Source organism: Arthrobacter sp. M4 (assembly GCF_020251205.1).
GTDB lineage: Bacteria > Actinomycetota > Actinomycetes > Actinomycetales > Micrococcaceae > Arthrobacter.
In genome coordinates, this window is the sequence record NZ_JAIWYX010000009.1 from 12,243 (window position 1) to 34,103 (window position 21,861).

The 21,861-nt window shown below is 64.7% G+C and carries 19 protein-coding genes; 6 read left to right on the plus strand and 13 right to left on the minus strand.

Annotation, left to right across the window (positions count from 1 at the left end):
* Positions 1-47 precede the first annotated feature (47 nt).
* Entirely contained in the window at positions 48-1,112 is a 1,065-nt protein-coding gene (locus tag LD110_RS16215) for a LacI family DNA-binding transcriptional regulator (RefSeq protein ID WP_225499915.1), read from the plus strand.
* Here LD110_RS16215 and LD110_RS16220 read toward each other — a convergent pair.
* Positions 1,097-1,768: a TetR/AcrR family transcriptional regulator gene (locus LD110_RS16220; protein ID WP_225499919.1), complete on the minus strand. Its 672-nt coding sequence runs from the start codon at positions 1,766-1,768 to the stop codon at positions 1,097-1,099. The genes LD110_RS16215 and LD110_RS16220 overlap by 16 nt on opposite strands.
* Positions 1,769-1,848: 80 nt before the next feature.
* Entirely contained in the window at positions 1,849-2,553 is a 705-nt protein-coding gene (locus LD110_RS16225) for a DsbA family oxidoreductase (RefSeq protein WP_225499921.1), read from the minus strand.
* A gap of 171 nt (positions 2,554-2,724) precedes the next feature.
* Here LD110_RS16225 and LD110_RS16230 point away from each other — a divergent pair, with 171 nt between their 5' ends.
* Positions 2,725-3,744: a glycosyltransferase family 4 protein gene (locus LD110_RS16230; protein ID WP_225499923.1), complete on the plus strand. Its 1,020-nt coding sequence runs from the start codon at positions 2,725-2,727 to the stop codon at positions 3,742-3,744.
* Positions 3,745-3,797: 53 nt separating this feature from the next.
* Complete coding sequence (locus tag LD110_RS16235; protein ID WP_225499928.1) at positions 3,798-5,954, plus strand: glycogen debranching N-terminal domain-containing protein; 2,157 nt, start codon at positions 3,798-3,800, stop codon at positions 5,952-5,954.
* Here LD110_RS16235 and LD110_RS16240 read toward each other — a convergent pair.
* On the minus strand, positions 5,951-6,481 hold the full coding sequence (locus LD110_RS16240; protein ID WP_225499931.1) for a GNAT family N-acetyltransferase: 531 nt from the start codon (positions 6,479-6,481) through the stop codon (positions 5,951-5,953). The two genes, LD110_RS16235 and LD110_RS16240, sit on opposite strands and share 4 nt — an antisense overlap.
* Before the next feature lie 357 nt (positions 6,482-6,838).
* Between LD110_RS16240 and LD110_RS16245 the strand changes: the two genes are divergently transcribed.
* Entirely contained in the window at positions 6,839-8,689 is a 1,851-nt protein-coding gene (locus LD110_RS16245) for an HNH endonuclease signature motif containing protein (protein ID WP_225499938.1), read from the plus strand.
* A 23-nt stretch (positions 8,690-8,712) separates the two neighbouring features.
* On the opposite strand, the gene LD110_RS16250 is transcribed toward LD110_RS16245, so the two are convergent.
* The 10 genes from LD110_RS16250 to LD110_RS16295 form a co-directional block, all read right to left on the minus strand.
* Complete coding sequence (locus LD110_RS16250; protein WP_225499940.1) at positions 8,713-9,585, minus strand: biopolymer transporter Tol; 873 nt, start codon at positions 9,583-9,585, stop codon at positions 8,713-8,715.
* 38 nt (positions 9,586-9,623) lie between these two features.
* Positions 9,624-10,625 (minus strand): sugar phosphate isomerase/epimerase, encoded by a 1,002-nt coding sequence (locus tag LD110_RS16255; RefSeq protein WP_225499942.1) that lies wholly within the window; start codon positions 10,623-10,625, stop codon positions 9,624-9,626.
* A gap of 10 nt (positions 10,626-10,635) precedes the next feature.
* On the minus strand, positions 10,636-11,805 hold the full coding sequence (locus tag LD110_RS16260; protein ID WP_225499944.1) for a Gfo/Idh/MocA family protein: 1,170 nt from the start codon (positions 11,803-11,805) through the stop codon (positions 10,636-10,638).
* Between the two features lie 12 nt (positions 11,806-11,817).
* Entirely contained in the window at positions 11,818-12,960 is a 1,143-nt protein-coding gene (locus LD110_RS16265; RefSeq protein WP_225499947.1) for a Gfo/Idh/MocA family protein, read from the minus strand.
* A gap of 2 nt (positions 12,961-12,962) precedes the next feature.
* Positions 12,963-13,736 (minus strand): sugar phosphate isomerase/epimerase, encoded by a 774-nt coding sequence (locus LD110_RS16270; protein WP_225499956.1) that lies wholly within the window; start codon positions 13,734-13,736, stop codon positions 12,963-12,965.
* Between the two features lie 41 nt (positions 13,737-13,777).
* Positions 13,778-14,671 (minus strand): carbohydrate ABC transporter permease, encoded by an 894-nt coding sequence (locus LD110_RS16275; protein WP_225499957.1) that lies wholly within the window; start codon positions 14,669-14,671, stop codon positions 13,778-13,780.
* Positions 14,671-15,645 carry a carbohydrate ABC transporter permease gene (locus tag LD110_RS16280; RefSeq protein ID WP_225499964.1) on the minus strand — a complete coding sequence of 325 codons (975 nt, stop codon included), beginning with the start codon at positions 15,643-15,645 and terminating at the stop codon, positions 14,671-14,673. The genes LD110_RS16275 and LD110_RS16280 overlap by 1 nt, the downstream gene beginning before the upstream one ends.
* A gap of 13 nt (positions 15,646-15,658) precedes the next feature.
* The gene (locus LD110_RS16285) at positions 15,659-16,981 is read right to left on the minus strand and encodes an ABC transporter substrate-binding protein (protein WP_225499968.1); all 1,323 of its coding nucleotides are present in this window, start codon (positions 16,979-16,981) and stop codon (positions 15,659-15,661) included.
* A gap of 134 nt (positions 16,982-17,115) precedes the next feature.
* On the minus strand, positions 17,116-17,931 hold the full coding sequence (locus tag LD110_RS16290) for a hypothetical protein (protein WP_225499970.1): 816 nt from the start codon (positions 17,929-17,931) through the stop codon (positions 17,116-17,118).
* On the minus strand, positions 17,928-19,004 hold the full coding sequence (locus LD110_RS16295; RefSeq protein ID WP_225499973.1) for a Gfo/Idh/MocA family protein: 1,077 nt from the start codon (positions 19,002-19,004) through the stop codon (positions 17,928-17,930). The genes LD110_RS16290 and LD110_RS16295 overlap by 4 nt, the downstream gene beginning before the upstream one ends.
* 187 nt (positions 19,005-19,191) lie before the next feature.
* Between LD110_RS16295 and LD110_RS16300 the strand changes: the two genes are divergently transcribed.
* Together LD110_RS16300 and LD110_RS16305 are read left to right on the plus strand one after the other, a co-directional pair.
* On the plus strand, positions 19,192-20,406 hold the full coding sequence (locus tag LD110_RS16300) for an ROK family transcriptional regulator (RefSeq protein WP_225499976.1): 1,215 nt from the start codon (positions 19,192-19,194) through the stop codon (positions 20,404-20,406).
* Between the two features lie 76 nt (positions 20,407-20,482).
* Entirely contained in the window at positions 20,483-21,682 is a 1,200-nt protein-coding gene (locus LD110_RS16305) for a CynX/NimT family MFS transporter (RefSeq protein ID WP_225499983.1), read from the plus strand.
* Positions 21,683-21,861: the final 179 nt, after the last annotated feature.

The window sequence follows — 21,861 nt, forward strand, 5'->3', positions numbered from 1 at the left end:
AATCATCCGTCAACCCTTTAGGCTTGGGCATCGGGAGGGAGGGCTACATGACAGAGACACCAGTTCCGGGCGCGCCCGCTGCCGGGCCTGCGAACCTGCCCAACGCCCGGCCAACCATTCGCGACGTCGCTAGCCGGGCGGGGGTTTCCAAGTCCTTGGTTTCGCTGGTGCTGCAGGGTTCGCCCAACGTCAGCGAGAGTCGCCGCCAGGCCGTGATGGACGCCATGGCTGAGTTGGGTTACCGCCCCAACCGCTTGGCCCAGAGCCTTTCAAGCCCCAGGACCGGAACCATCGGGGTGCTCCTTAATGATCTGCGTAATCCCTGGTATGTGGAGCTCCTCGAGGGGCTCACCGCTACCCTCCATGCCGCCGGATTCTCACCGATGTTGGCGGATTCCTACACCGACCACCGCGTTGGGCGGCGCTCCGTTGAGACGCTGTTGGAGCAACGGATCGATGGCCTGGTGGTGGTGGGCACGACGACGGAGTCGGTAGCCATTGAAGCCGCGGCCTCCGCCGTCCCGGTAGTCCTCGCAGGAACGCTGGACCCTGACCTGCCCGGCGTCGACGTTGTTGTCAATGACGACGAATCAGGAGCAGTACAAGCCACCGAGCACCTTCTGGCATTGGGACACCGGCGGATCGCCCACCTGCAGGGGCCGGGCAAGATCGGCGAGCTTCGGCGCACCGGGTATGAGCGTGCCATGGCGGCGGCAGGACTGGAGCCGCGAGTGGTCTCGGGCGGGATGAGCGAGGAAAGTGGCTACGCGGCGGCTCGGCGCATACTCTCCGCTGCTGACCGGCCCACTGCCATCCTCGCCTTCAACGACATTGCCTGCATTGGCGCTTTGTCGGCCGCTGACGATCTTGGGCTCGATGTGCCGGCAGACCTCTCGCTTGTGGGCTACGACAACACCTATCTGGCACGCATCCGGCACCTGTCCCTCACCTCTGTGGACAACGGCAACATGGCCGTTGGCGTGGAGGCAGGCAAGCTGATCCTGGAACGGATTAGGGCGCGGCAGCAGTCACAGCGAAGCCGGCCTCGGCGCGTGCATTCCGTTGCCACGCAGTTGGTGGTTCGGGGTTCTACGGGTCACCCGCCCGGGTGAGCTTGGAGCCTGACCGGGCGGCCGCCGCCGTCGAACCTTGCTCCGGCACCCAGCTGGATGAAGCGGACCGTCCGGGAAACCCGTTCCTCCAGGTCCGGAGCTGCAGCCTCGGACGAATCGCCCTCCGAAGAGGCGTTGCCCCGGGCGGCGCTGGATGACAGTGTCCCGTGGATCAGCTCGGCGAGTTGGGCAACGTCGGTGTTCGGGAGATAGCCGTCGGCAATGCCGTCGCGAAGGATGTCCTGCAGCAGAATGTTCAGCTCGCCCACGTGCCTGGCCAGTTTGGCGAACGACGACGGCGACAGCACGGCCGCCATGGCAGGGCCCGGTGGGAGGTGGCGGCGACTGAGGTCCTCCACCTGTGCACGCACATACAAGGCGAGGCGGTCCACCGGGTTGTCGAGGGCAGCCAAGGAGTCACGCAGGTCGCCGATGAAGCGTTCCGTTTCATCAAGGGCATAGGCGATGAGCAATTGCTCCATGTCCGCGTAGTAGTTGTACACAGCGGTGCGGCCCACGCCCCCATGACGTGCGACGTCGGTCATGGTCAGGCCTGGTAGACCATGGGTGAAGAGCAGCTCACCAAAGGCTTTGAGGATGCGGCGCTGCGTCTCTGCGCGTTGCGCCGCGTTGCTGGCGGCTGAGATCTTCGGCATACCGACACTTTACAGTGAATCTGTCAGTAAACCTGGCAGGGCGGACCCCGGAAACCGGGTGCGGCTAGACCTCGCGGAGGCTAAACCGCGCAGCCGTCGGGGCCACAAGCGTCCTGGCTGGCGGCGGTACTTCCGACGGCGATCAGCGGCTGGGATTCGGACCACGCCTGGCTGAGGGCCTGGCTGAAGAGCGCCGTGGGCTGGGCACCGGAGATGCCGTACTTGCGGTCGATAACGAAGAACGGGACGCCGCTGACTCCCAACGCGCGGGCCTCTGCAATGTCGTGGCGAACGTCGTCGGCGTATTTGTCGCTGGAGAACAGTTCAGCGACGTCGGCTGCGTCAAGTCCAAGGTCAACGCCGAGGCGCGTCAGGTATTCCTGGCTGCCGATGTCCTCGCCGTGCTCAAAGTGGTCGCTGAGCAGGCGTTCCTTCGCGGCATCCTGCTTCCCGTGCGCAGCGGCGAGGTGGATCAGGCGGTGGGCCGTGAAGCTGTTGGCGACCACAACGTCGTCGAACTTGTAGTTCAGTCCTTCGCCCTTGGCCTGTTCGCTGACGTGCGCGAACATCTGCTTGACCTGCTCCGGAGCCAGGCCCTTGCGCTTGCTCAGGTAGTCCAGTTCGGCCCCGTCGTAGTGCTCGGGAATGGTGGGATCCAGTTGGTAGCTGCGCCACTGGATGTCGACAGCGTCGCGGTGCGGGAACTCGGCAAGGGCATTCTCGAAGCGACGCTTACCGATGTAGCACCACGGGCACGCGACGTCGGACCAAATCTCAATCTTCACGATGAGGTTCAACCCCTCCGGCGGCTAGGGCATTCCCGCCTGCCCTGTTGCCTTGATCACGGTGCGGTCCTATTCTGTGGCCTAGGCAGCCAGCCTGCGGATGGACACCATTCGCGGTGGGTCGTGAGAACTGGGCCACGGAACGCCAATATCGCCGTGGGAGGCCACACAGTGCGTATTGGACTCATCTCGGGACCTTGGATTACGGTTCCTCCGGACAAGTACGGCGGCACGGAACGGGTTGTAGACAGCCTGGCCCGCGGCTTTGCGGCAGCGGGTCACGAGGTCCTTTTGGCGGCCCCCTCGGACAGTAAATGCCCGGTGCCCTTAGCCCCCGGAATGCGGTCTTCAGAACCCAGCGAGCTCGGTTTTTCCCTGTCTGAGTTGAGCCATGTTGTGCGGTCCTACGAGGCCATGCGGGGTATGGACATCATTCACGACCACACGCTGGCAGGTCCCTTGTATGCACACCGACCACCGGGGATTCCTGTGGTGACCACCATCCACGGCAGGCTCCTTGTCCCGGTTGCCGAGCTGTACAGGGCCATCGGCCGCAACACCAGCATCATTGCGATTTCCCACGACCAGACCACGCATGCCCCCAACATCCCGGTGACTGCTGTCATCCATCACGGAATGGACGTTTCATCCGTTCCAGTGGGCTCTGGGCAAGGCGGCTACGCGGCGTTTGTTGGGCGGATGTCCGCGGACAAGGGGCTCATGGAAGCGATCGGCATAGCCCGGAAGGCCGGCATCCCCCTGCGCATTTCTGCCAAGATCCGCGAGCCGGAGGAGCACGAGTTCTTTAAGGAAGTGGTCGAACCTGAGTTGGGGCCGAACGAGGAGTTTCACGGGGAACTGACTGAAGCCGAAAAGTACCGGTGGATGGGCGAAGCCATGGCCTTCCTCAACCCCATCCAATGGCCTGAGCCATTCGGCCTGGTGATGATCGAGGCGCTTGCGACGGGGACCCCCGTGGTTGGTACGCCGATGGGAGCGGCACCGGAGATCATTGATCACGGAGTAACGGGGTTCCTGGGCGACATTGACGAACTTCCCCAACTGTTGTCCCGCGTTTCTGAACTAGACCGGACGGAGTGCCGTGCCGCCGTCGAACGCCGCTTCAGCGCCGCGCGCATGGTTGCCGACCACCTCCGGCTCTACGAATCGCTGATAGCAAAAGCCGGTTAGCGCGCGTCGGTAGGGGGTTCCCGCCGCGCCGGGATTGGACAAGAATCGGAGGCATGACAGCCTGGAACGCCGACACTGAAGCCGGCGCCACCGACGTCGGCTCGGTCACCGTAGTGGAGGGATCGTCCTTCTGCATTTCTTCACACAGCGGCGACATCCATCGCGGGGGAGCGCAGGGAACGTTCTACCAGGACACCCGCATAGTGTCCCGCTGGATCCTCACCGTCAATGGAGCTCCGCGCGAGCCGCTGGCCGCGCGCACTCCCACTGCTTTCCGTGCCGAGTTTGTGGGTAGGGCACGGGCTGCGGACGGTCGATTCGACAGCCCGCTGGTGGTGGAACATCAGCGTCACGTGGGTCCTGGCCTCCGCGATGACCTCACGATCAGGAATTACTCCGGCGAACCGGCCGCCTGCGACATCCAATTGGTCCTCGACGCCGACCTCGCCGACCTCTTTGACGTCAAGGGCGGCAGGGAGGGCATTGCCGGCGTCGAACGCGCCAGGGTGCACAACGGCGAACTGGTCATCGAGTCCGTCCGTGCGGGCCAGAGCCGCGGCGTGGCCTTCCGGGCCGCTGGCGCCGAAGTCGACGACGACGGGCTGAGGTTCAGCGTTACGGTTCCGCCACGTGGGGAATGGTCCACCAGCGTCATCGCTGTTCCCCTGACTAACGGAGAAAGGCCCGACGACGCGTTTACGGAGAGTGCCGAGCCGCACCATTGGGAGGGGGTCAAGCGCCACATTGAATGGGAAGAGCACGTCCCACGGGTGAGCGTCGCGGACAAGACAGTGGAAGGGGTCCTGAGCCGCAGCCAGAAGGACCTCGGCTCACTGCGGATCTTCGACCCGGAGCACCCCGGCCGGGCTGCCGTGGCGGCCGGAGCTCCCTGGTTCATGGCACTGTTTGGACGCGACTCGCTCCTGTCGTCCTACATGGCCCTTATGGTTGACCCCAACCTCGCTGCCGGAACCCTGCAGACCCTGGCCGCGATCCAAGGCAATGTGGTGGACAACGATTCTGAGGAGGAGCCTGGCCGCATTCCCCACGAGGTGAGGTTGGGAGTCACCGCCGGGTTGTCACTGGGCGGCACCGCGTACTACGGCACTGCCGATGCTACGCCGCTCTTCGTGGCGGTGCTCGGTGAGCTCAGCAGGTGGGGGCTCGGCGGCGACATCATCGAATCCCTGGTTCCCCACGCGGATCGGGCGCTGGAATGGATCCAAAAGTATGGAGACCGGGACGGGGACGGCTTTGTGGAGTACCTGCGGCCCAATGCGCATGGACTCGTGAACCAGGGTTGGAAGGATTCCTGGGACGGGATCAATTTCGCCGATGGCCGCATGGCCGAGCCGCCCATTGCACTTTGTGAAGTGCAGGGGTACGTGTATTCGGCCTATGTTGGCAGGTCCCTGCTGGCGCGTTGGGCCGGTGATCCCGTATCCGAACGTCATTGGGCCAGTGAAGCGGCGAAGCTTAAGACCGCTTTCAACGAGGCGTTCTGGCTTCCGGACAAGGGCTATTTTGCGGTGGCGCTGGACAAAGACAAGCGCCCGGTGGATGCCTGCGCCTCGAACATGGGGCATTGCCTCTGGGTAGGCATCGTGGATGAAGACAAGGCTCCCCTGGTGGCGGAGCGGCTTATGTCCCCGGAGATGTTCACGGGTTGGGGAATCCGGACCCTGGGTTCGGACATGGGCGCCTACAATCCGGTCAGCTACCACAACGGTTCCGTCTGGCCACACGATACTGCACTCGTTGCAACCGGCCTGATGCGCTACGGCTTCGTAAAAGAGGCGAGCCGCGTTGCACAGGGCTTGTTCGACGCTGCCGAGTACTTCGGCGACCGCCTGCCCGAGCTTTTCTGTGGCTTCGACCGTACGGACTTTGCCCAGCCCGTACCGTACCCCACCGCTTGCTCACCGCAGGCTTGGGCTGCGGCCGCTCCGGTGCAGTTGGCCCGCGCGCTGCTCAGGTTCGATCCCGACTTCACCCGCAACGTGGTCCACCTGGCGCCGATCCTGCCCGAGAAGTTTGGCGGGTTCCGGGCCGACAACGTCAAATTAGGGCGTTCGCGGATCACAATCCGGGCCGAGGGCGATCATGGCAGCATCGTTGGCTTGCCGCCGGAACTGGAATTGAAGAGGAGCCCACGGCCGCCTCTGGACCACGGCTTGTTCGACCTGCTGGGATCCTCCGGGAAGGATTAAAGGACGTGCTCCATGACCAGGTCGTGTTCCACTGTGCTGCCGAGAGTGAACGACTTGGTTCCAACCCTGGTGAAGCCACTCTTTTCGTAGAAACGGATGGCCTTAGCGTTTTCGCTGTTGACACCCAGCCACACTCCTGCCGCTCCCTGATCCGCCGCGTGCTCCAGGGAAGCCTTCATCAGCTGGGTGGCTGACCCGCGGCCGTGGTGTTCGGGATGCACATAGCACTTGCTGAGCTCCGTGGACGGCAGGGCGGTAAGCGCGGCTGCAACGTCGGGATCGCTTGCCGGTTTGGCAATCAGCATTGTGTACCCGTCGAGCCGCCCGCCGTCGTCGAGCACCAAAATAGTGATCTGCGCGTCAGCGAGATACTCCACAAAGTTTGCCTCACTCAAAGTCCGCTCGAGATGGATCCGGATGTCCTCCGGCGAAGAGCCAGGCGGGCACGCCAAGGGAAAGGTGACGGCGGCCAACTCAGCAAGCCGCCTTGCGTCCTCTGCCGTTGCGGTGCGGACCATAGAAATCATTTGTCTCTCCTCATGCTTCAACAGAACCCTAATCAGAAATTTGCTTGGAGGACACGCTCCGACAATACTCGTTGCCCGGGTTGCCCGGGTTGCCCGGGTTGCCGGGTTGCGGGACGCAGGCGTTGCCCGGTTGCGGACGCCGGCGTTGCCGGGTAGCCGGACGCGGGCGTTTCCGGGTTCCCCCATACGACGCACGCGGGAGGCTACCGCGCGTGGAGCGCTCACGCGTTTATACGGCCGGCTTCCCCCAATCGACGCACCCGGGAGGCTACCGCGCGGGGGCGCCTCCGGTGGCGGGCTAAAAATGTCAGTGCCTCCTCGTAGGGTGAAGGTACTTCGGGAAGGGGGGTGGTTTGGATGGTTGTTGGGGCGTTCGTTGACGGTGATGATGCGTGGCCGGTGGAGTTGTTCACCGGCCAGGAGGACTCCCTGCTCTCCGGCACCGTCCGGCTGCCTTTGGCGTCCTGCCTCACCGCGGACGGCGCCCTGCACGTGGCCGTGGCCGCGGACCGGCTGATCGCCTGGGCCACCGCGATGAAACTGCGCGCCCTGGCCCGCGCGGAGGAAGCCATCACCGAGGAACTGAACACCGAGGAATTATCCCGGCGGCGCGGGTCCCAGCCGGTACGGTTCGGCGGGAACGAGGCCCACGCCCTGGCCGTGTCGGAGGTCGCCACCGCCTGCGCCGTGTCCGAACACGCCGCCGCGCGGGCCCTGCACGACGCAGCGGACCTGGACGGTCCCCGGTGGGAAGTCCTCGAAGCCCTCGAAGACGGTGAAATCTCCCCCGAGCATGCCCGGGTGATCCTGGACCAGGCCCGCACCGTCCCGGACGACCACGCCGACATCTTCACCCGCAGGGCCCTGCACGCCACCCGCACAAGGCACGGCCGGATGCGCACCCCCGCGGAACTGCGCACCGTGCTGCGCCGGATGCGGGAACGCCTCCACCCCGACACCATCCAGGCCCGCACCACCGCCGCCCGGCGGGACCGCAGCGTCTGGTTCACCCCTGAACCGGACGGCATGTGCACCCTGGGCGCCTACCTGCCCGCCGAAGCCGGCCTGGCCATCTACAACGGCCTGGACCACGACGCCCGCACCGCCAAAGCCCAGGCAGTAGAAACCCAGGCCAGCACCGCAGAAGGATTCGTAGCAGAGAGATCTGTTGCGGAGGGATCTATCGCGGAAACCACCGCCGCCACCCCGGGCGCAGCACACCCGAATCCAGCAAACACCGCGGCGCAGGCGGGCAGAACCGGGATCCTTCACCAAGGAGCCACGGGCGCCGATCAGCGCACTTTCCCCCAACCCTCCGGCACGCTCGCCGAGCCGCGCACGCTGGCAGAACACCGCACCCTCGCCGAGCTCCGCGCCGACGCCCTCGTTCAGCGCCTGCTTGGGATCCCAGGATTGGGTAATCCCGGCGAGCCCGGCACCGCGCCGTTCCAGCCCACTGTCGTGCTCACCATCCCCATCGGACTCGCCCTAGGCGCCGCATCCGCAGCCGGAACCACCGCAGCGGAAGGAACCGTAGCGGAAAGCTCAGCCGCGGCCGGTGGCACCGCAGCGGCAGGCACCGCGGCCGGAGACGGAAGCTCAGCCGCGGAAAGCACGACTGCAGTCGGAGGCACTGCAACGGAAAGCAACGCTGTGGACACCACCACCGCGGCCGGAGGCACCACAGCGGAAGGCACCGCAATGGAAAGCGCTGCCGTGGCCGAGCTGGAGGGCTACGGCCCCATCGACCCCACCACTGCCCGCCGACTGGCCGCTCTCGCGCCCAGCTGGCACCGGCTCTTCACCGACCACGCCACAGGGGAAGCCCTCGGCGTCGGCCGCACGGCCTACCGGCCACCACAAGCACTCCGCAGATACCTCAACCACCGCGATAAAACCTGCCGCTTCCCCGGCTGCACCCGCCGCGCCAGCACGTGCGAACCAGACCACACCATCGAATGGCAGGACGGCGGGACAACAGACCCCGGCAATCTTGCCCTGCTCTGCAAAAAGCACCACGCGCTCAAATCCATCGGCGCGTGGAGCTACAGACACACCTCCCCAACCGGCCACCTCAGCTGGACCTCACCCCTCGGCCGCACCTACACCACAGAACCCGCATGCCTCGGCCAAGCAGACCAGGCCTCCACACCGTTAGAGAACCGCCCGCCAGGGGACAATCTCAGATCCCAGCCACCCCCGTTCTGACATGCGGGAGAGGGTGCCGCTGCTTACTTCCCGATCGGATAGGCAACGTAGGCGAACTGGCTGGCATCCGGGGACCAACTGTTGACATTGAGCGTTCCCTGGCCCCCAAGGAGCGACCAGGTGTGGATCGACGTTGTCCAATCGGCGGGGGAGACAAGCACGACGTCGACTGGTAAATCAGCGGGATGCCCTTCTGTTCCGCTGGGAAACCGGATGTAGCTGGCCCAGCGGCCATCGGGGGAAAGATGCGGGAACCAGTCGACAGATCCGCTTTCAACCAGCCGCTCGAATCCGCTTCCGTCTCTTCGGACGCGGGCAAGCTGGGCATGCCCCGGCAACGTTGAGAACGACTCCGTGTTGATATAGATCCATTCGCCGTCGGGTGAGTATTCAGGGCCGTCGCAATGGCCTTCGCCAACGTCCATTGCCTCAGTCGCGCCCCCGGTGGCTGGCACGGTTAAGAGTTGGCCGGGCTGTGTGAAGTCTCCTGCTTGGATCCCGACGTAGGCCAGTTCCCGACCGTCCGGGCTGACGCCGTGGAGAAAGTGGAAAAATCCGTCGTCGTCGGTGATTCGCGTGGCGCGGCCTCCGGCAAGCGCGGCGCTGTAGATGTGGCCATCGTTTGCCGAGAGAAAGATGCTATGTCCATCGGGTGCCAAGACATGATCGTTGTTCAGCTCGGGTATCCCGTCCAAAGGCACCGCCTCCAACGAACCGCTCGCCAAGTCAAAGCGCCAGAGCTTTCCATCGCCGTTAAGGATCAGTGACCCACCATCAAGGGTCCAGTTCGGGGCCTCCAACAGGAGCTCGTCGCTAGAAAAGACCAACTCGGATTCACCGGTGATCGACGCAATCCATATCTCACACCGCTGACCCACACGAAGAGTCCGGATCACTGTGTCACCTTCCCTGCATTAGCGTGCTGCAGTCATCCTTAGTCCTGAGTGCTGAAGGCTGCGTCGAAGCTGGTTTGGGAGGCGGGGAAGTCGAATTTCTTGAGGGCGGCGAGGGCTTCGGGGGCGCCGTGGAGGCGGTCCATGCCGGCGTCTTCCCACTCGATCGAAATCGGACCGGAGTAGCCGATCGCGGACAGTGCCCGGAAGGCTGCTTCCCAGGGGACGTCGCCGCGTCCGGCGGAGACGAAGTCCCAACCGCGTCGCGGGTCGCCCCAGGGCAGGTGGGAGCCCAGGACGGTGTTGCGGCCGGTCTGGCGGATCTTGGTGTCCTTGCAGTCCACGTGGTAGATCCGGTCCTTGAAGTCCCAGATGAAGGAGACGGGGTCGATCCCCTGCCACATCATGTGCGAGGGGTCCCAGTTCAGGCCGAACGCTTCCCGGTGCCCAATGGCCTCCAGCGTGCGGACGGTGGTCCAGTAGTCGTAGGCGATCTCGGAGGGGTGGACTTCATGCGCGAACTTCACCCCTTGTTCGTCGAAGACGTCCAGGATGGGGTTCCAGCGGTCGGCGAAGTCCTGGTAGCCGGCGTCGATGACTTTTTCCGGGACGGGCGGGAACATGGCCACGTACTGCCAGATGGAGGAGCCGGTGAACCCGACGACGGTGTCCACGCCAAGGGCCTTGGCGAGGCGGGCGGTGTGTTTCATTTCCTCGGCGGCGCGGGCCCGGACGCCTTCGGGGTCGCCGTCGCCCCAGACCTTGGACCCGACGATGGCCTGGTGGCGGAAGTCGATGGGGTCATCGCACACGGCCTGGCCCTTGAGGTGGTTGGAGATGGCCCAGACCTTCAGCTTGTACTTGTCCAGGATCTCCAGCTTGGACTCGACGTAGCCGGGTTCGTCCCAGCGCCAGGCGTCCAGGTGGTCCCCGGAGACGGCGATCTCGAGGCCGTCGTAGCCCCAGCCGGACGCAAGACGCGCGACTTCCTCGAAGGGGAGGTCGGCCCACTGGCCGGTGAACAGGGTGTACGGGCGAGGCATTTGAACTCTCCTAGTGGTTGACGACGGTCAGCGTGCTCTTGTTATTGGCAGATTCTTCGACGGCGGCCAGGACCTTTTGGACGGCGAGGCCTTCCTCGAACGACGGCGACGGTGCCTGGCCGGCGGCGATGGCGAGGAGGAAGTCGCGGATCTGGTGTGTGAAGGTGTGTTCCCAGCCGATGACATGCCCCTGCGGCCACCAGGCATCCATGTAAGGGTGCTCAGGTTCGTTGACCAGGATGCGCCGGAAGCCCTGTTCCCGCACGGGCAGCGTAGCGTCCAGGAAGCCAAGTTCATTGATGGCTTCGAGGTCGAAAAGCAGGGAGCCTTTGTCGCCGTAGATCTCAAGCTTTAGGGAGTTCTTCTGGCCGGTGGCCATGCGGGAGACCTCCACGGAGGCGAGCGTACCGCCGTCGAGCGTTAGAGTTGCCCACGCGGCGTCGTCCACCGTGACGTCTTCCGGGCCGGAAGGCCCGGGGCGGCTGCTGACGAAGGTGTGGAGCCGGCCGGTGACCTCGGTAACTGTGCCGCCCAGCAGGTACAGGACTTGGTCGATGGCATGGGAGGCGATGTCGCCCAAAGCACCGGAACCGGCGGTTTCCTTCCGCAGCCGCCAAGTCATGGGGGACTCGGCGTCGGCGAGCCAGTCCTGCAGGTACGCAGCGCGCACGTGCCGCACGGTGCCCAGGCGGCCCTCGGCGATCAGTTCGCGGGCCAGTGCCAGGGCGGGCACGCGGCGGTAGTTGAAGCCGATCATCGACTGCACACCCCGGGCTCGGGCCGCGGCAGCCGCAGCCGTCATGGCTTCGGCCTCGGCCAGGGTGTTGGCGAGCGGCTTTTCGACCAGGACGTGCTTGCCCGCTTCGAGGGCGGCGATGGCGATTTCGGCGTGCATCCAGCCCGGGGCGCAGATGTCCACGATGTGGATGTCGTCGCGTTCAAGAACTAAACGCCAGTCGGTGGCGGACTCGGCCCAGCCATACTTGGCTGCAGCCTGGGCCACCTGCTCGGCGTCCCGGCCGACGAGCACCTTCTGCTCGAAGGCCGGGACATCGAAGTAGCTGGCCACGTTCCGCCACGCGTTCGAATGGGCCTTGCCCATAAAGGCGTAGCCGATGGCGGCCACACCCAGCGGGGCAGGGGACAGGCGGGAATTTGACGGTGGAGTGGAAGTGGTCATGATGTGGGTTTCCTAGAGTGTGGCTGCCGTGGGGTTCCAGTCTTCGGGCAGCGGAGCGGAGGCAGGAACTGAACTCTCGACGTCGATAAAGGTGCCGGATCCGATCGACTCGGACAGGGAGACCATCGTGTCCAGGACGTGGTAGCCCAACCGGCCGGTGGCACGGTGTTCCGTTCCCGCCCTCAGGGAGCGGGCCATGTCCAACACACCCATGCCGCGGCCGTTCGCCGGGCCGGTTGGAGCCACGGTGGTCCATTCCTGGTCGCCGGCGTGCCAGAGCTTTATGTCACCGGTGAAATAGTTCGGATCCGGAATCGAGATGGTGGCCTCCGTGCCGGTGATTTCCACGAAGCCTACCTTTGGGCGAGGCGACTGGAAGCTGAACACGCTGTGCGAGGACGCGCCGTTTTCGAACTCGGCCATCGCGGACACATGGGTGGGGACCTCGACGGGGAACTGCTCGCCAGCCTTGGGACCGGAACCGATGGTGCGGGTTTCCTTGGAGGTAGAGCCGACGGCGGCGACCCGCCGCACGGAACCGAACGCCTGCACCAGTGCGGTGAGATAGTACGGACCCATGTCGAACAGCGGTCCGGCGCCGTGCTGGAACAGGAAGGCCGGATTCGGGTGCCAGGACTCGGGGCCCGGGGTTTGGAACGTGGTTAGCGCTGTAAGTGGAATGCCGATGTCACCGCGCTCGATGATCCTCCGGGCGGTCTGCAGCCCGGCTCCCAGGACGGTGTCCGGGGCGCAGCCCAGCCGAACGCCCGCAGCGTCGGCCGCCTTGAGCAGCCCGAGTCCGGATTCGCGATCGAGGGAGAACGGCTTTTCCGTCCAGACATGCTTGCCGGCGTTGACCGCGGCGGTTGCTACCTCGACGTGCGCCGCCGGGATGGTCAGGTTAACAATGATTTCGACGTCGGGATGGTTCAGCGCCAGTTCCGGCGAGCCGTGCTCGGCAATGCCGTACTCCTTGGCGCGGGCTGCGGCGGCGTCCTCGAACAGGTCTGCGATCACGTGGACCTTCACGTCCGGGAAGACCGTGAGGTTGTCCAGGTACTGCTTGCTGATGTTGCCGGCGCCGATGACGGCCACGCCTACAGCTCCGTTGCCTGTGGGGGCCGCCCCGGATCCCGTGGATGTTGCGGTGCTCATGATTACGCTCCTGCGTTGGCGCCGGTGCCGGCGGACTGTTCGTTGGAAGCCTGGGCGTTCAGGAATGCCAAGGATTGTGCGACGCCATCGAAGATGTCACCGGAATAGTCGTCGAATTCAACGACTCCGACTTCGAGGCTCTTGGCCGCGGCGATGACGTCCAGGACCGGGACCTTGCCCTGCCCGGCGGGAAGCTGGGCTTTTCTGTCGTTGTCGATGGGGCCGTCCTTGATGTGGATAGCCACTACGCGGTCGCCGAGGCGTTCCAGCAGGGCCACCGGGTCCTGCCCGCCGACTGCTGCCCAGTACGTGTCCACTTCGAGTACGAGCTCGGGATCCAGCAGGGTCTCGAAGTATTCCAGCGCTGTGGTGCCCTCGATGGTGGACTCAAGTTCCCAGGCGTGGTTGTGGTAGCCGACGCGGATGCCGTATTCGGCGCCCTTCTTGGCTGCGGCGTTGAGCTTGGATGCGGTTGCCTGGATGGATTCGGCATCCTGCCAGTGCTCGGCGGGGATGTACGGATCGATGACGGTGTGAATGCCCAGGCGCTTGGCGGCGGCGAAGATTTCGTCCTGGTCAGCGCTCAGCAGCGGGGCGTGGCCGGTGGGAGCGGTGAGGCCGTTGTCGGCGAAGGCCTTGGCGAGCTCATCGGCGCGGGCAGCGAAGTTGTACGGCTCCACCTGGGTGTAGCCGATCTCGGCAAGGCGCTTGATGGCGCCTGGGAGGTCTGCTTCCACGGCGTCGCGGACGGTGTACAGCTGGACTGAGTAGGACATTTTCTTCCTTTTCGAGGTGTCTGTTTCAGGTTCGGTGAGGCTCAGCGGCCGGCGAGGGATCCGCCGATGCCGCCGACGCTGAAGTACTTGTTCAGGGTGGCGAAGACGATGATTGGCGGGAGCATCATGATCACGGCCAAGGCCATGACTCCGGACCAGTCGGTGAGGTTTTGCTGGAAGAAGGACTGTACGCCCATCGGGAGGGTGAAGATCTCGTTGGAGCGAAGGAACACGATGGCCACGAGGTAGTCGTTCCAGGCCAGCAGGAAGGCGAAGATCGCGGTGGACAGCACACCGGGCAGGGAGTTGCGAAGGACCACTTTGGTGAAGGATCCGAAGACTGAGCAGCCATCGATCCAGGAGGCTTCCTCCAGGCTGACCGGGATGGAGTCGAAGTAGGCGGCCATCATCCAGGTGGCCACGGTCATCGTGGAGCCGACGTAGATGATGGTCAGCCCTAGGAGGTTGTCCACCAGGCCCATGCCGGCGAAGAGGATGAACAGCGGCACCACGGAGGTGATGATGGGCAGGGACTGCATGACGAACAGCAGCAGCGAGTAGCCGGAGACGGCCTTGGACCGGCCGCGGGAGAGGACATACCCAGCCGGAGCCGCGACCGCGACGGACACGACGACGGTGGCCAGGGTGACCGTGAGGCTGTTCTTCAGCCAGGTGGCTGCCAGCGTTTGGGAGAACACGTAGCTGATGTTCTCGAAGGTGAAGCCGGTGGCGGTGCTGGTGGGGCCGGGGGTGAAGGCCAGGACCACGGTGACCATGATCGGGACCAGGACGATTGCGGTGATGGCCAGGATCAGGGTGAAGCGCCACCAGCGGCCGCGCATGCCTGCTTCGGAGAGGACACGGCGGGGCTTGCCGGTCTCCGTGACGCCGAGGGCGGGACCGGACTCGGGATGGGCGTGCAGTACTGCGCTCATTATTCGACGCTCGACTTTCGGATCTGACGGTACAGGATGACCGACACGATGACGAGGGTGAGGGTCATGAGGAAGGCGATGGCGACGCCGGGGCCGGTCTGGAAGTCCTGGAAGACCTTGCGGTAGGCCAGGACCACCAGGGAAGTGGTGGCGTCCACGGGGCCGCCGCCGGTGAGCAGGTAGATGGTGGGGAAGTCGTTGACGCAGAAGATCGTCATCAGGATCCACGAAATATAGGTCGAGCGGGCGATCAGCGGCAGGGTGATCTGGGAGAACTGCTGGAACCGTGAAGCGCCGTCCATGCTGGCAGCTTCATAGACCGTGTTGTCCACGGACGCCAGGGCCGCGGAGGTCATCATCATCATGAAGGGGAAGCTGACCCAGACCTTGAAGGCCATGACAGTTGCTGCGGCGAGGGTGGGGTCCGCGAGGAACAGCGGAGTCCCCAGGCCAAGGGCGCGGAACAGGGAGGGGACGGGGCTCTCTGGGGTGGCAACCAGCCAGTTCCAGGCTGTGGAGGACACAACGATGGGGACCACCCAGGGCAGCAGGAGCAGGACCTTGAACGTGCCACCAGCGGGGATTTTTGTGCGGAGAAGCAACGCCAGGCCAAGCCCCACCAGCCACGAGCCGAACACACCCACAATCGTGAATATCAGCGTGAACTGGGTGGCCTTCCAGAACGCCGCGGAGCCCAGGACATTGGCGAAATTCTCAACGCCGACAAAGTTGCCCGTCTCGATCAGGTTTCCATCATGCGTGGCCTGTACGCCGGCGTAGACCAGCGGGTAGCCGTGGATGAGGACGAGCAGTATTACGGAGGTCAGCAGGAGCCAGAAGTACGTCCTGGACGTCTGCGCGGACAGCTTGCTCTTGCGATTGAGGCCGTTGTTGCGGGGGCGGCCCCCGGACCCGCCGGGGGCAACCCCGCGGCGGGCCCGGGCCAGGCCGGATTGGACTGTTGTGGAGGACATGTGGGGCCTCCCGCTAGGACTTGACGACGGACTGGAGGCCGGACTCGAAGGCCTTAAGGGCCGTCTTGGCGTCCGACTTGCCCGTGAGGATGGTCTGCGTGAACTGGCTGAGCGCTTGGCCACCGTCCAGGACGGCCATGTTGGCGGTGAGCTTGGATCCGCGGGCCGCGAAGGTCTTGGCGATCGGCTGCCATTCCTTGACGATTTTGACGTTGTTCGGGTCGCTAGCAAACTCTGGCATCTCGGTGATGGACTTGAACACCGGCAGGGCCACCATGAGCTTCTGCTTCCAGAGTTCCTTGATCTGGCCCATGTAATAGGTCAGGAACGCCTCGGAAGCCTCCTGGGATGGCGTGTTCTTGTACATCATGATGTTGTTCGGGAACACGATGGTGGCCTTGTCGCCGTGCGGGCCTGCGACAGGGCTGGCTACGTAGAGGTCGCCGGAAGTGTCGCCCACGCGCGTTGGCAGACCTGCGACGTTGAGGCCGAAGCCGGCCTTCTTGTCCTTCCACTGTGCGTTCAGGTTGTCCGTTGTGTAGCTGACTGCGGCCGGATCGATGATGCCGTTGGAAACCAGCTCCAGGAGGAATTCAACAGCCTCCACGTTCCGGTCATTCATGACGTCGATCTGGCCGTCTTGGTTCCACACGCCGCCGCCGTTGTTGACCATCATCATGATCATGGCGTGGTTGCCAATGAAGTTTCCGGCGCCGGAGCCGGTGGCGAAACCGACAGCTCCGATCTTCTTCAGCGCCTTGCCCGCCTCCAGCATGCTCTTCCAATCGGTGGGCACTGCGACGCCGGCCTGGTCAAAGAGGGACTTGCGGTACCAGAAGACGCGCATGTCCAGCTGCCACGGTACGGCGATGTAGCCCTTGTCCGACTTGAATGGCTCCAAGACGCCAGGCAGGAAGTCGTCGAACTGCCCATTCTTCTTGAGGGCGTCAATGACCTTGTCCGCGTAGGCAATCTGGCCCTGCTGTTCAAACTGGAATGCCTGGAAACCGCCACCGGTGGATACCGCGGGACCGGTCTTGGACGCGATTGCGGAGGAGAACGTCTGGTAGAAGTTGTTCCACTGGATGAGCTGGTAGCTGGCCTTGCTGTTGTTACCGGAGAAGCCTTCCACAATCTTCTTCGCCGCGTCGTTGTACGCCGGGGCGGCCCACGGCATATCCCAGAACTTGATGGTGCCGCCAGCGGCACCTCCTCCGGCCTGCGAGGCGGAACCGCCGCCGCACGCGGCCAGGAGTGGGACGGCAGCAGCGGCTGCGCTCAGGCCAAGGAAGCCGCGGCGGGAGAAGGTACGGCTCTGTCCAGGCTGGGCATTCATGGTTTTTCCTTTCGGGACGTCCCGCGCGCGTCCTGCGCTGTTGGGGAGGTCCGGCTCATCGTTGAGATCTGAAGTGGAACGGAAGTGCTGTGCTAGTCAGGTATCGGTGCGTCGTCAGTTACGTTCAGTACGGCTCAGGTGAGGGTTTCGTAAAGGTCTGTCAGCCGGGCAAAGCCAGCCAGGTCGTCGGGGAGGGTGCCGGCGTCGAGGTGGTCTTTCAACCGGCGCCACGCCGCCCGGTGGGCGGATTCGAACAAGGTGGGCAGCAGGACTTCGCCGTGGCTGCCACGGACCCGGACCTCAGCCGGCCATGCGGCCAGGGGATCCGGAACACTAATGTTGACGCCGCCGTCGAGCGTGTACAGCTGGATGTCCACCCCGGCGGGCCGGGCTGACGTCAGCACCCCCTGTGCAGCAAACGGGGCACCGTTGGCGAGCCGGCCGGTGGCCGTGTATCCGGTGGGGTCGATCCGGAGGACGCGCACGCCGTCGAGCATTCCGGTGACCGTAAGCAGCGTGGCGAGATGCTCGCCGAGGAGGCGGTTCGAATCCGTCCCGGGAGCCGCCGTCGCCACGGAGTCCAGCATCGCCGCCGTGCCGAGGCCGCTGCGGACGGCATCGCGGGCGTCTGGCTCGCCGATGCGTGAAACGAGCGCCGGACTTGAAGCCCAGCGGAGGTCAAGCACGACGGCAGTGCGCGCGGCCTCCGCGGCGGCGGCCAAATGGGCGGTGTCTTCAGGGACCGGATTGATGACCATTACGCCACGGGCCCCGGACTCTACCGTGCGTGCGGCGTCCGCGGTCCAGCCCGGCGTTCCAGCGACGACGACGACGTCGGCCCAGTCAGCCTCGGCAGGCCCGAATGTTGCGGGCAGCGAGGCGACGGCCAGGGCGACCGAGCCCGCTTCTTCCGCCTCGGGCGTCGCGGAGACTGTGTACTGCGGGCTCATGCGTGGGCTCCTGCCGCGACGCTGTCAACCGTGGCGTCGGCGATGACGAGGGCGAAGGTGAGGTCGTCGATCAGCGTTTGCGCCGACGGTGGCTGCTTGGTGCCGCGGGCCAGTTCGGCCAGTTCGCGCCATTCCCCTTCGTAACCGTTGTGGTCGAAGGGGCCATAGCTGACGGTTTCGCCTCCGCGGGTGAACGTGGCGACGGCAGAACCGGCGTGGACATAGGAAGGCGTGAACTCGATGCGCAGGGCCTCGTTGTCGGAGATGGCTTCGAACGTCCATTCCGGCTTCCACGTTTGATTCATGGCGGCGCGAAGTTCGATTGTGCGCGTGCCCGTGCGGAGCGAAATAACGTAGCCGAAAAGGCGGACATGCCGGGCCTGCAGGACTTCGATGTCCTCGAAGTCTGGGGTGAAGCGGCGGACCAGCGGAAGGTCGTGGATGGCCAGGCCCATGATGCCACCGCGCATCATGTTCTTGATTACTTCAGCATCGGAGTAGTCGGGTGTGCCGCTCGCGGGACGGGTGATGATCTCCGTGGCGAAGTCTTCGAAGCGGGCATTCGGCGGTAGCACGATCGACGAACGGAGGGTGTGCGCCTTCTCAGGAAGATCGCCCCAGTTCTGCTCGGCAGCCAGCCAACCCGGATCGAACGTGTGCATGGCACCCACGATGATCGGTACGCCGGTTTCCTGGCTGACTGCGGAAATGCGGGCAGCTTCGTCGGCGTTCATTGCGAACGGCTTCTCGCAGAGGACTGCTTTTTTGCCTGCCTTGCAGGCAGCGATCACCTGGTCGGCGTGGAATTGGTGGGGGCTGCAGATCGCGACGATATCGACTGCGGGGTCGCCCAAAAGTGCTTCCATGCTGGTGCTGTGCGTGGCGCCGACCCGCGCGGCAACGGATTCGGCGACGGAAGCGTCGACGTCCATGATGTGGCGGACTTCCAGGATGTTCCGGAGGCGGGCGAGGGAGGGGAGGTGGATGGCTTGGGTGACGGGTCCGGCACCGAGAATGCCGACGCCGAGCTTTTCGTCAGTGAAAGCCCGGGTTGCCTGTGGCTGGCTGGTCAAGATCAGATACCTCTTCGTATGCGGAATCCAGTGGGTTCCGGGTGGGGTTCCGGGGCTAGTTCCCGGTTGGTGATCCTTCTCACAACAACCTAGAAGGACTTTTGTCGATCGTCAAGCAAAAGTTGAATAAGACTTAGCAGTCTTATCGATTCGTGACAGTCATAAGCAATCGTGCTATCACTAATGCATGACTCCAGCCACCGGAAACTCCCCCGGAAAAGACGCCGCCGACACGGGCATCCTGTCCCGCGCCGGTGACCTCTTCCAGTTGCTGAGAGACGGGAAGGCGCGTACGCGTGCCGAGTTGGCGTTGAGCACCGGCCTTGCTCGTTCCACCGTTGCGTCGCGGATTGACGCTTTGATGCTTTCCGGTCTGGTGGGGCCGGCTGGTGAGGCCGTGTCCAGTGGCGGCAGGCCGCCGTCGCGCTTTGCGTTTAACCCCTCCGCACGGGTGGTGCTGGCCGTCGACGTCGGTGCGACGCACGTGAATGTGGCCGTCACCGATCTGGGCGGGAAGGTTTTGGCCGAGCACCGGCTGCAGCAGGAGGTGGCCGACGGGCCGGAGGCCGTCCTGGACCGCTTGGTTGCCGAGGGCAAACGCTTGCTGGCCGCCGCGGACCGGAGTCTGGATGAACTGGCCGGCATCGGGATCGGATTGCCAGGTCCGGTGGAGCACGACACAGGGACTCCCGTGAAACCGCCGATCATGCCGGGCTGGGACGGCTTCGATGTGGTCCGTTATGTTCAGCGGTCATTGCCCGTTCCTGTGCTGGTGGACAACGACGTGAACATCATGGCTCTGGGGGAACGGACCGCGCACTGGCCCGAGCATGACAACTTCTTTTTTGTGAAAGTTGCCACGGGAATTGGCTCGGGCATCATCAGCAGCGGCGAGTTGCAGCGCGGAGCGAACGGCACGGCCGGGGACTTGGGCCACGTGCGAGTTCCGCGTGGAGACGACGTTTTATGCACCTGTGGAAATTACGGCTGCCTCGAGGCGATGGCCTCCGGGCCCGCCATCGCCCGACAGCTCCGTGAGCAGGGGCTGGACGCGTCCTCGGGTGCAGATGTGCGGCGCCTGGTCTCGGCCGGAAACCTGCAAGCCATTCAAGGACTTCGCCAAGCGGGCCGTGACATCGGCGACGTCTTGGCCACCGTGGTGAACCTGCTGAACCCGTCTGTGATTGTGATCGGCGGCAGCATCGGCGATTCGGGCGAGCACCTCGTTGCCGGCATCCGTGAGGTGGTCTACCGGCGCTCCCTGCCCTTGGCCACCTCGCATTTGCGCATTGGCCTGTCCTTGGCGGGCAATAAGGCGGCGATTCTGGGGGCCAGCCAAATGGTCACACAGCACGTGCTGTCACCGGCAGTGATAGAAGCCACGCTCCAGGCGACCGGCTGAGCGCCGCGGGGCGTGATAGCAATGGAAGGGATGAAATCGCTTTCTAGCCCCACCCGTCCATGAGCGGTATGCGTCCATGAACGGCCGCTTCGCATCGAAACTGCCACCCGCCGCCCTGATCCTCGCCTGCATAGGACTGATCGCGCTCAACATGCGTGCCCCGTTCGTGGCGGTGGCTCCCGTGGTGGGGCCGCTCCACCTGGAGCTCGGCATGTCCACCGCGGAACTCGGACTCCTCACCGGCATTCCCGTGCTGTGCTTCTCTCTGGCATCACCGCTGGCGTCGCTCGCCAGCCGACGCTTGGGTCCGGAAGTTGCCGTCAGCCTGACCCTGCTCGGGGTGCTGACCGGCGTCGTCGTTCGCTCGGCGGGAGACAGTGCCGCAGTTTTCCTCGGCACTGTGGTGATCGGCCTCGCCATCACCGTGGGCAATATAGCCGTTCCCCTCATCATTCGGCGCGATTTCTCGCCGCGGAGGCAGGGCACGGCCATGGGGATCTACACGGCAGCCTTGAACATCGGCTCGTTCCTGACGTCCGTGGCCACCGCGCCCTTGAACGAATGGCTTGGGTGGCGGCTGGCGCTGGGCTCGGCCGGCATTCTGGCCGTGGCCGCCGTCGCGTTCTGGGTCAGGACCATGGGGCTGCGCCGCGCGTTTGTCCCGTGTTCCGACGATCCCGCCCCGACAAGCACCATTGGCGCCAGCAGGGGGCGGAGTGCCTGGATCACAGCCGGCCTCACAGCCGGGTTCGCCGGGCAGGCTATTTCCTATTACGGCGTGACGGCGTGGCTGCCGAGCTTCCTGTCGGATGAGCTTGGCATGAGCGCGGCGGCTGCCGGGGCGGGGTCATCCTTGTTCCAGATCCTCGCGATCCTGGGCGGCCTCGGCGTTCCGGTGCTGGCCCGCTTCACCAGTACGACGACGGTGGCGGTCACCTTGAGCGCCCTGTGGCTGACGGTCCCCGTTGGCCTGCTCACGGTCCCCGGCCTGTGGTGGCTGTGGTCCTCGTTAGGCGGCATCGCGCAGGGCGGCGGCATCACCGTCATCTTTATCGCGATCATCAAGTTTGCCAGGGACCAGGCGTCGGCCGGGCGGATGTCCGCCGTGGTCCAGGGGCTCGGGTATTGCTTCGCTGCCGTGGCCCCGACCGCCGTCGGATTTGTCCACGAGGTGACCGGCGGCTGGACGGCGCCGCTGCTGGTGATCCTTGGCTCGGTGCTGACCTTTGCACTCTGCACGACGGTTTCCGTGAACCGCGCGTCCCGGGCAGCCTAACCAAACGCGCGAGATGGCAGTTAATGCCTATGTTTTCGACAAACATTGGAATTAAATGCCATCTCGGTGGTGTTCATTAAGGTGCGCCGACGCCGGACCGCCTTCCCCGGCCTTCGGGGTCACTTGTTGCGAAGAGTGGCGGCGGTCCGGCGTACGGAGTTTGTGGTTCCGGGAAGGGC

What these genes read in the sequence shown, in the direction of transcription:
- LD110_RS16215 (WP_225499915.1), top strand. Translation starts at nt 48, where the DNA reads ATGACAGAGACACCAGTTCCGGGCGCGCCCGCTGCCGGGCCTGCGAAC.
- LD110_RS16220 (WP_225499919.1), bottom strand. Translation starts at nt 1,768, where the DNA reads ATGCCGAAGATCTCAGCCGCCAGCAACGCGGCGCAACGCGCAGAGACG.
- LD110_RS16235 (WP_225499928.1), top strand. Translation starts at nt 3,798, where the DNA reads ATGACAGCCTGGAACGCCGACACTGAAGCCGGCGCCACCGACGTCGGC.
- LD110_RS16240 (WP_225499931.1), bottom strand. Translation starts at nt 6,481, where the DNA reads ATGATTTCTATGGTCCGCACCGCAACGGCAGAGGACGCAAGGCGGCTT.
- LD110_RS16245 (WP_225499938.1), top strand. Translation starts at nt 6,839, where the DNA reads ATGGTTGTTGGGGCGTTCGTTGACGGTGATGATGCGTGGCCGGTGGAG.
- LD110_RS16255 (WP_225499942.1), bottom strand. Translation starts at nt 10,625, where the DNA reads ATGCCTCGCCCGTACACCCTGTTCACCGGCCAGTGGGCCGACCTCCCC.
- LD110_RS16260 (WP_225499944.1), bottom strand. Translation starts at nt 11,805, where the DNA reads ATGACCACTTCCACTCCACCGTCAAATTCCCGCCTGTCCCCTGCCCCG.
- LD110_RS16265 (WP_225499947.1), bottom strand. Translation starts at nt 12,960, where the DNA reads ATGAGCACCGCAACATCCACGGGATCCGGGGCGGCCCCCACAGGCAAC.
- LD110_RS16270 (WP_225499956.1), bottom strand. Translation starts at nt 13,736, where the DNA reads ATGTCCTACTCAGTCCAGCTGTACACCGTCCGCGACGCCGTGGAAGCA.
- LD110_RS16275 (WP_225499957.1), bottom strand. Translation starts at nt 14,671, where the DNA reads ATGAGCGCAGTACTGCACGCCCATCCCGAGTCCGGTCCCGCCCTCGGC.
- LD110_RS16280 (WP_225499964.1), bottom strand. Translation starts at nt 15,645, where the DNA reads ATGTCCTCCACAACAGTCCAATCCGGCCTGGCCCGGGCCCGCCGCGGG.
- LD110_RS16285 (WP_225499968.1), bottom strand. Translation starts at nt 16,981, where the DNA reads ATGAATGCCCAGCCTGGACAGAGCCGTACCTTCTCCCGCCGCGGCTTC.
- LD110_RS16290 (WP_225499970.1), bottom strand. Translation starts at nt 17,931, where the DNA reads ATGAGCCCGCAGTACACAGTCTCCGCGACGCCCGAGGCGGAAGAAGCG.
- LD110_RS16300 (WP_225499976.1), top strand. Translation starts at nt 19,192, where the DNA reads ATGACTCCAGCCACCGGAAACTCCCCCGGAAAAGACGCCGCCGACACG.
- LD110_RS16305 (WP_225499983.1), top strand. Translation starts at nt 20,483, where the DNA reads ATGAACGGCCGCTTCGCATCGAAACTGCCACCCGCCGCCCTGATCCTC.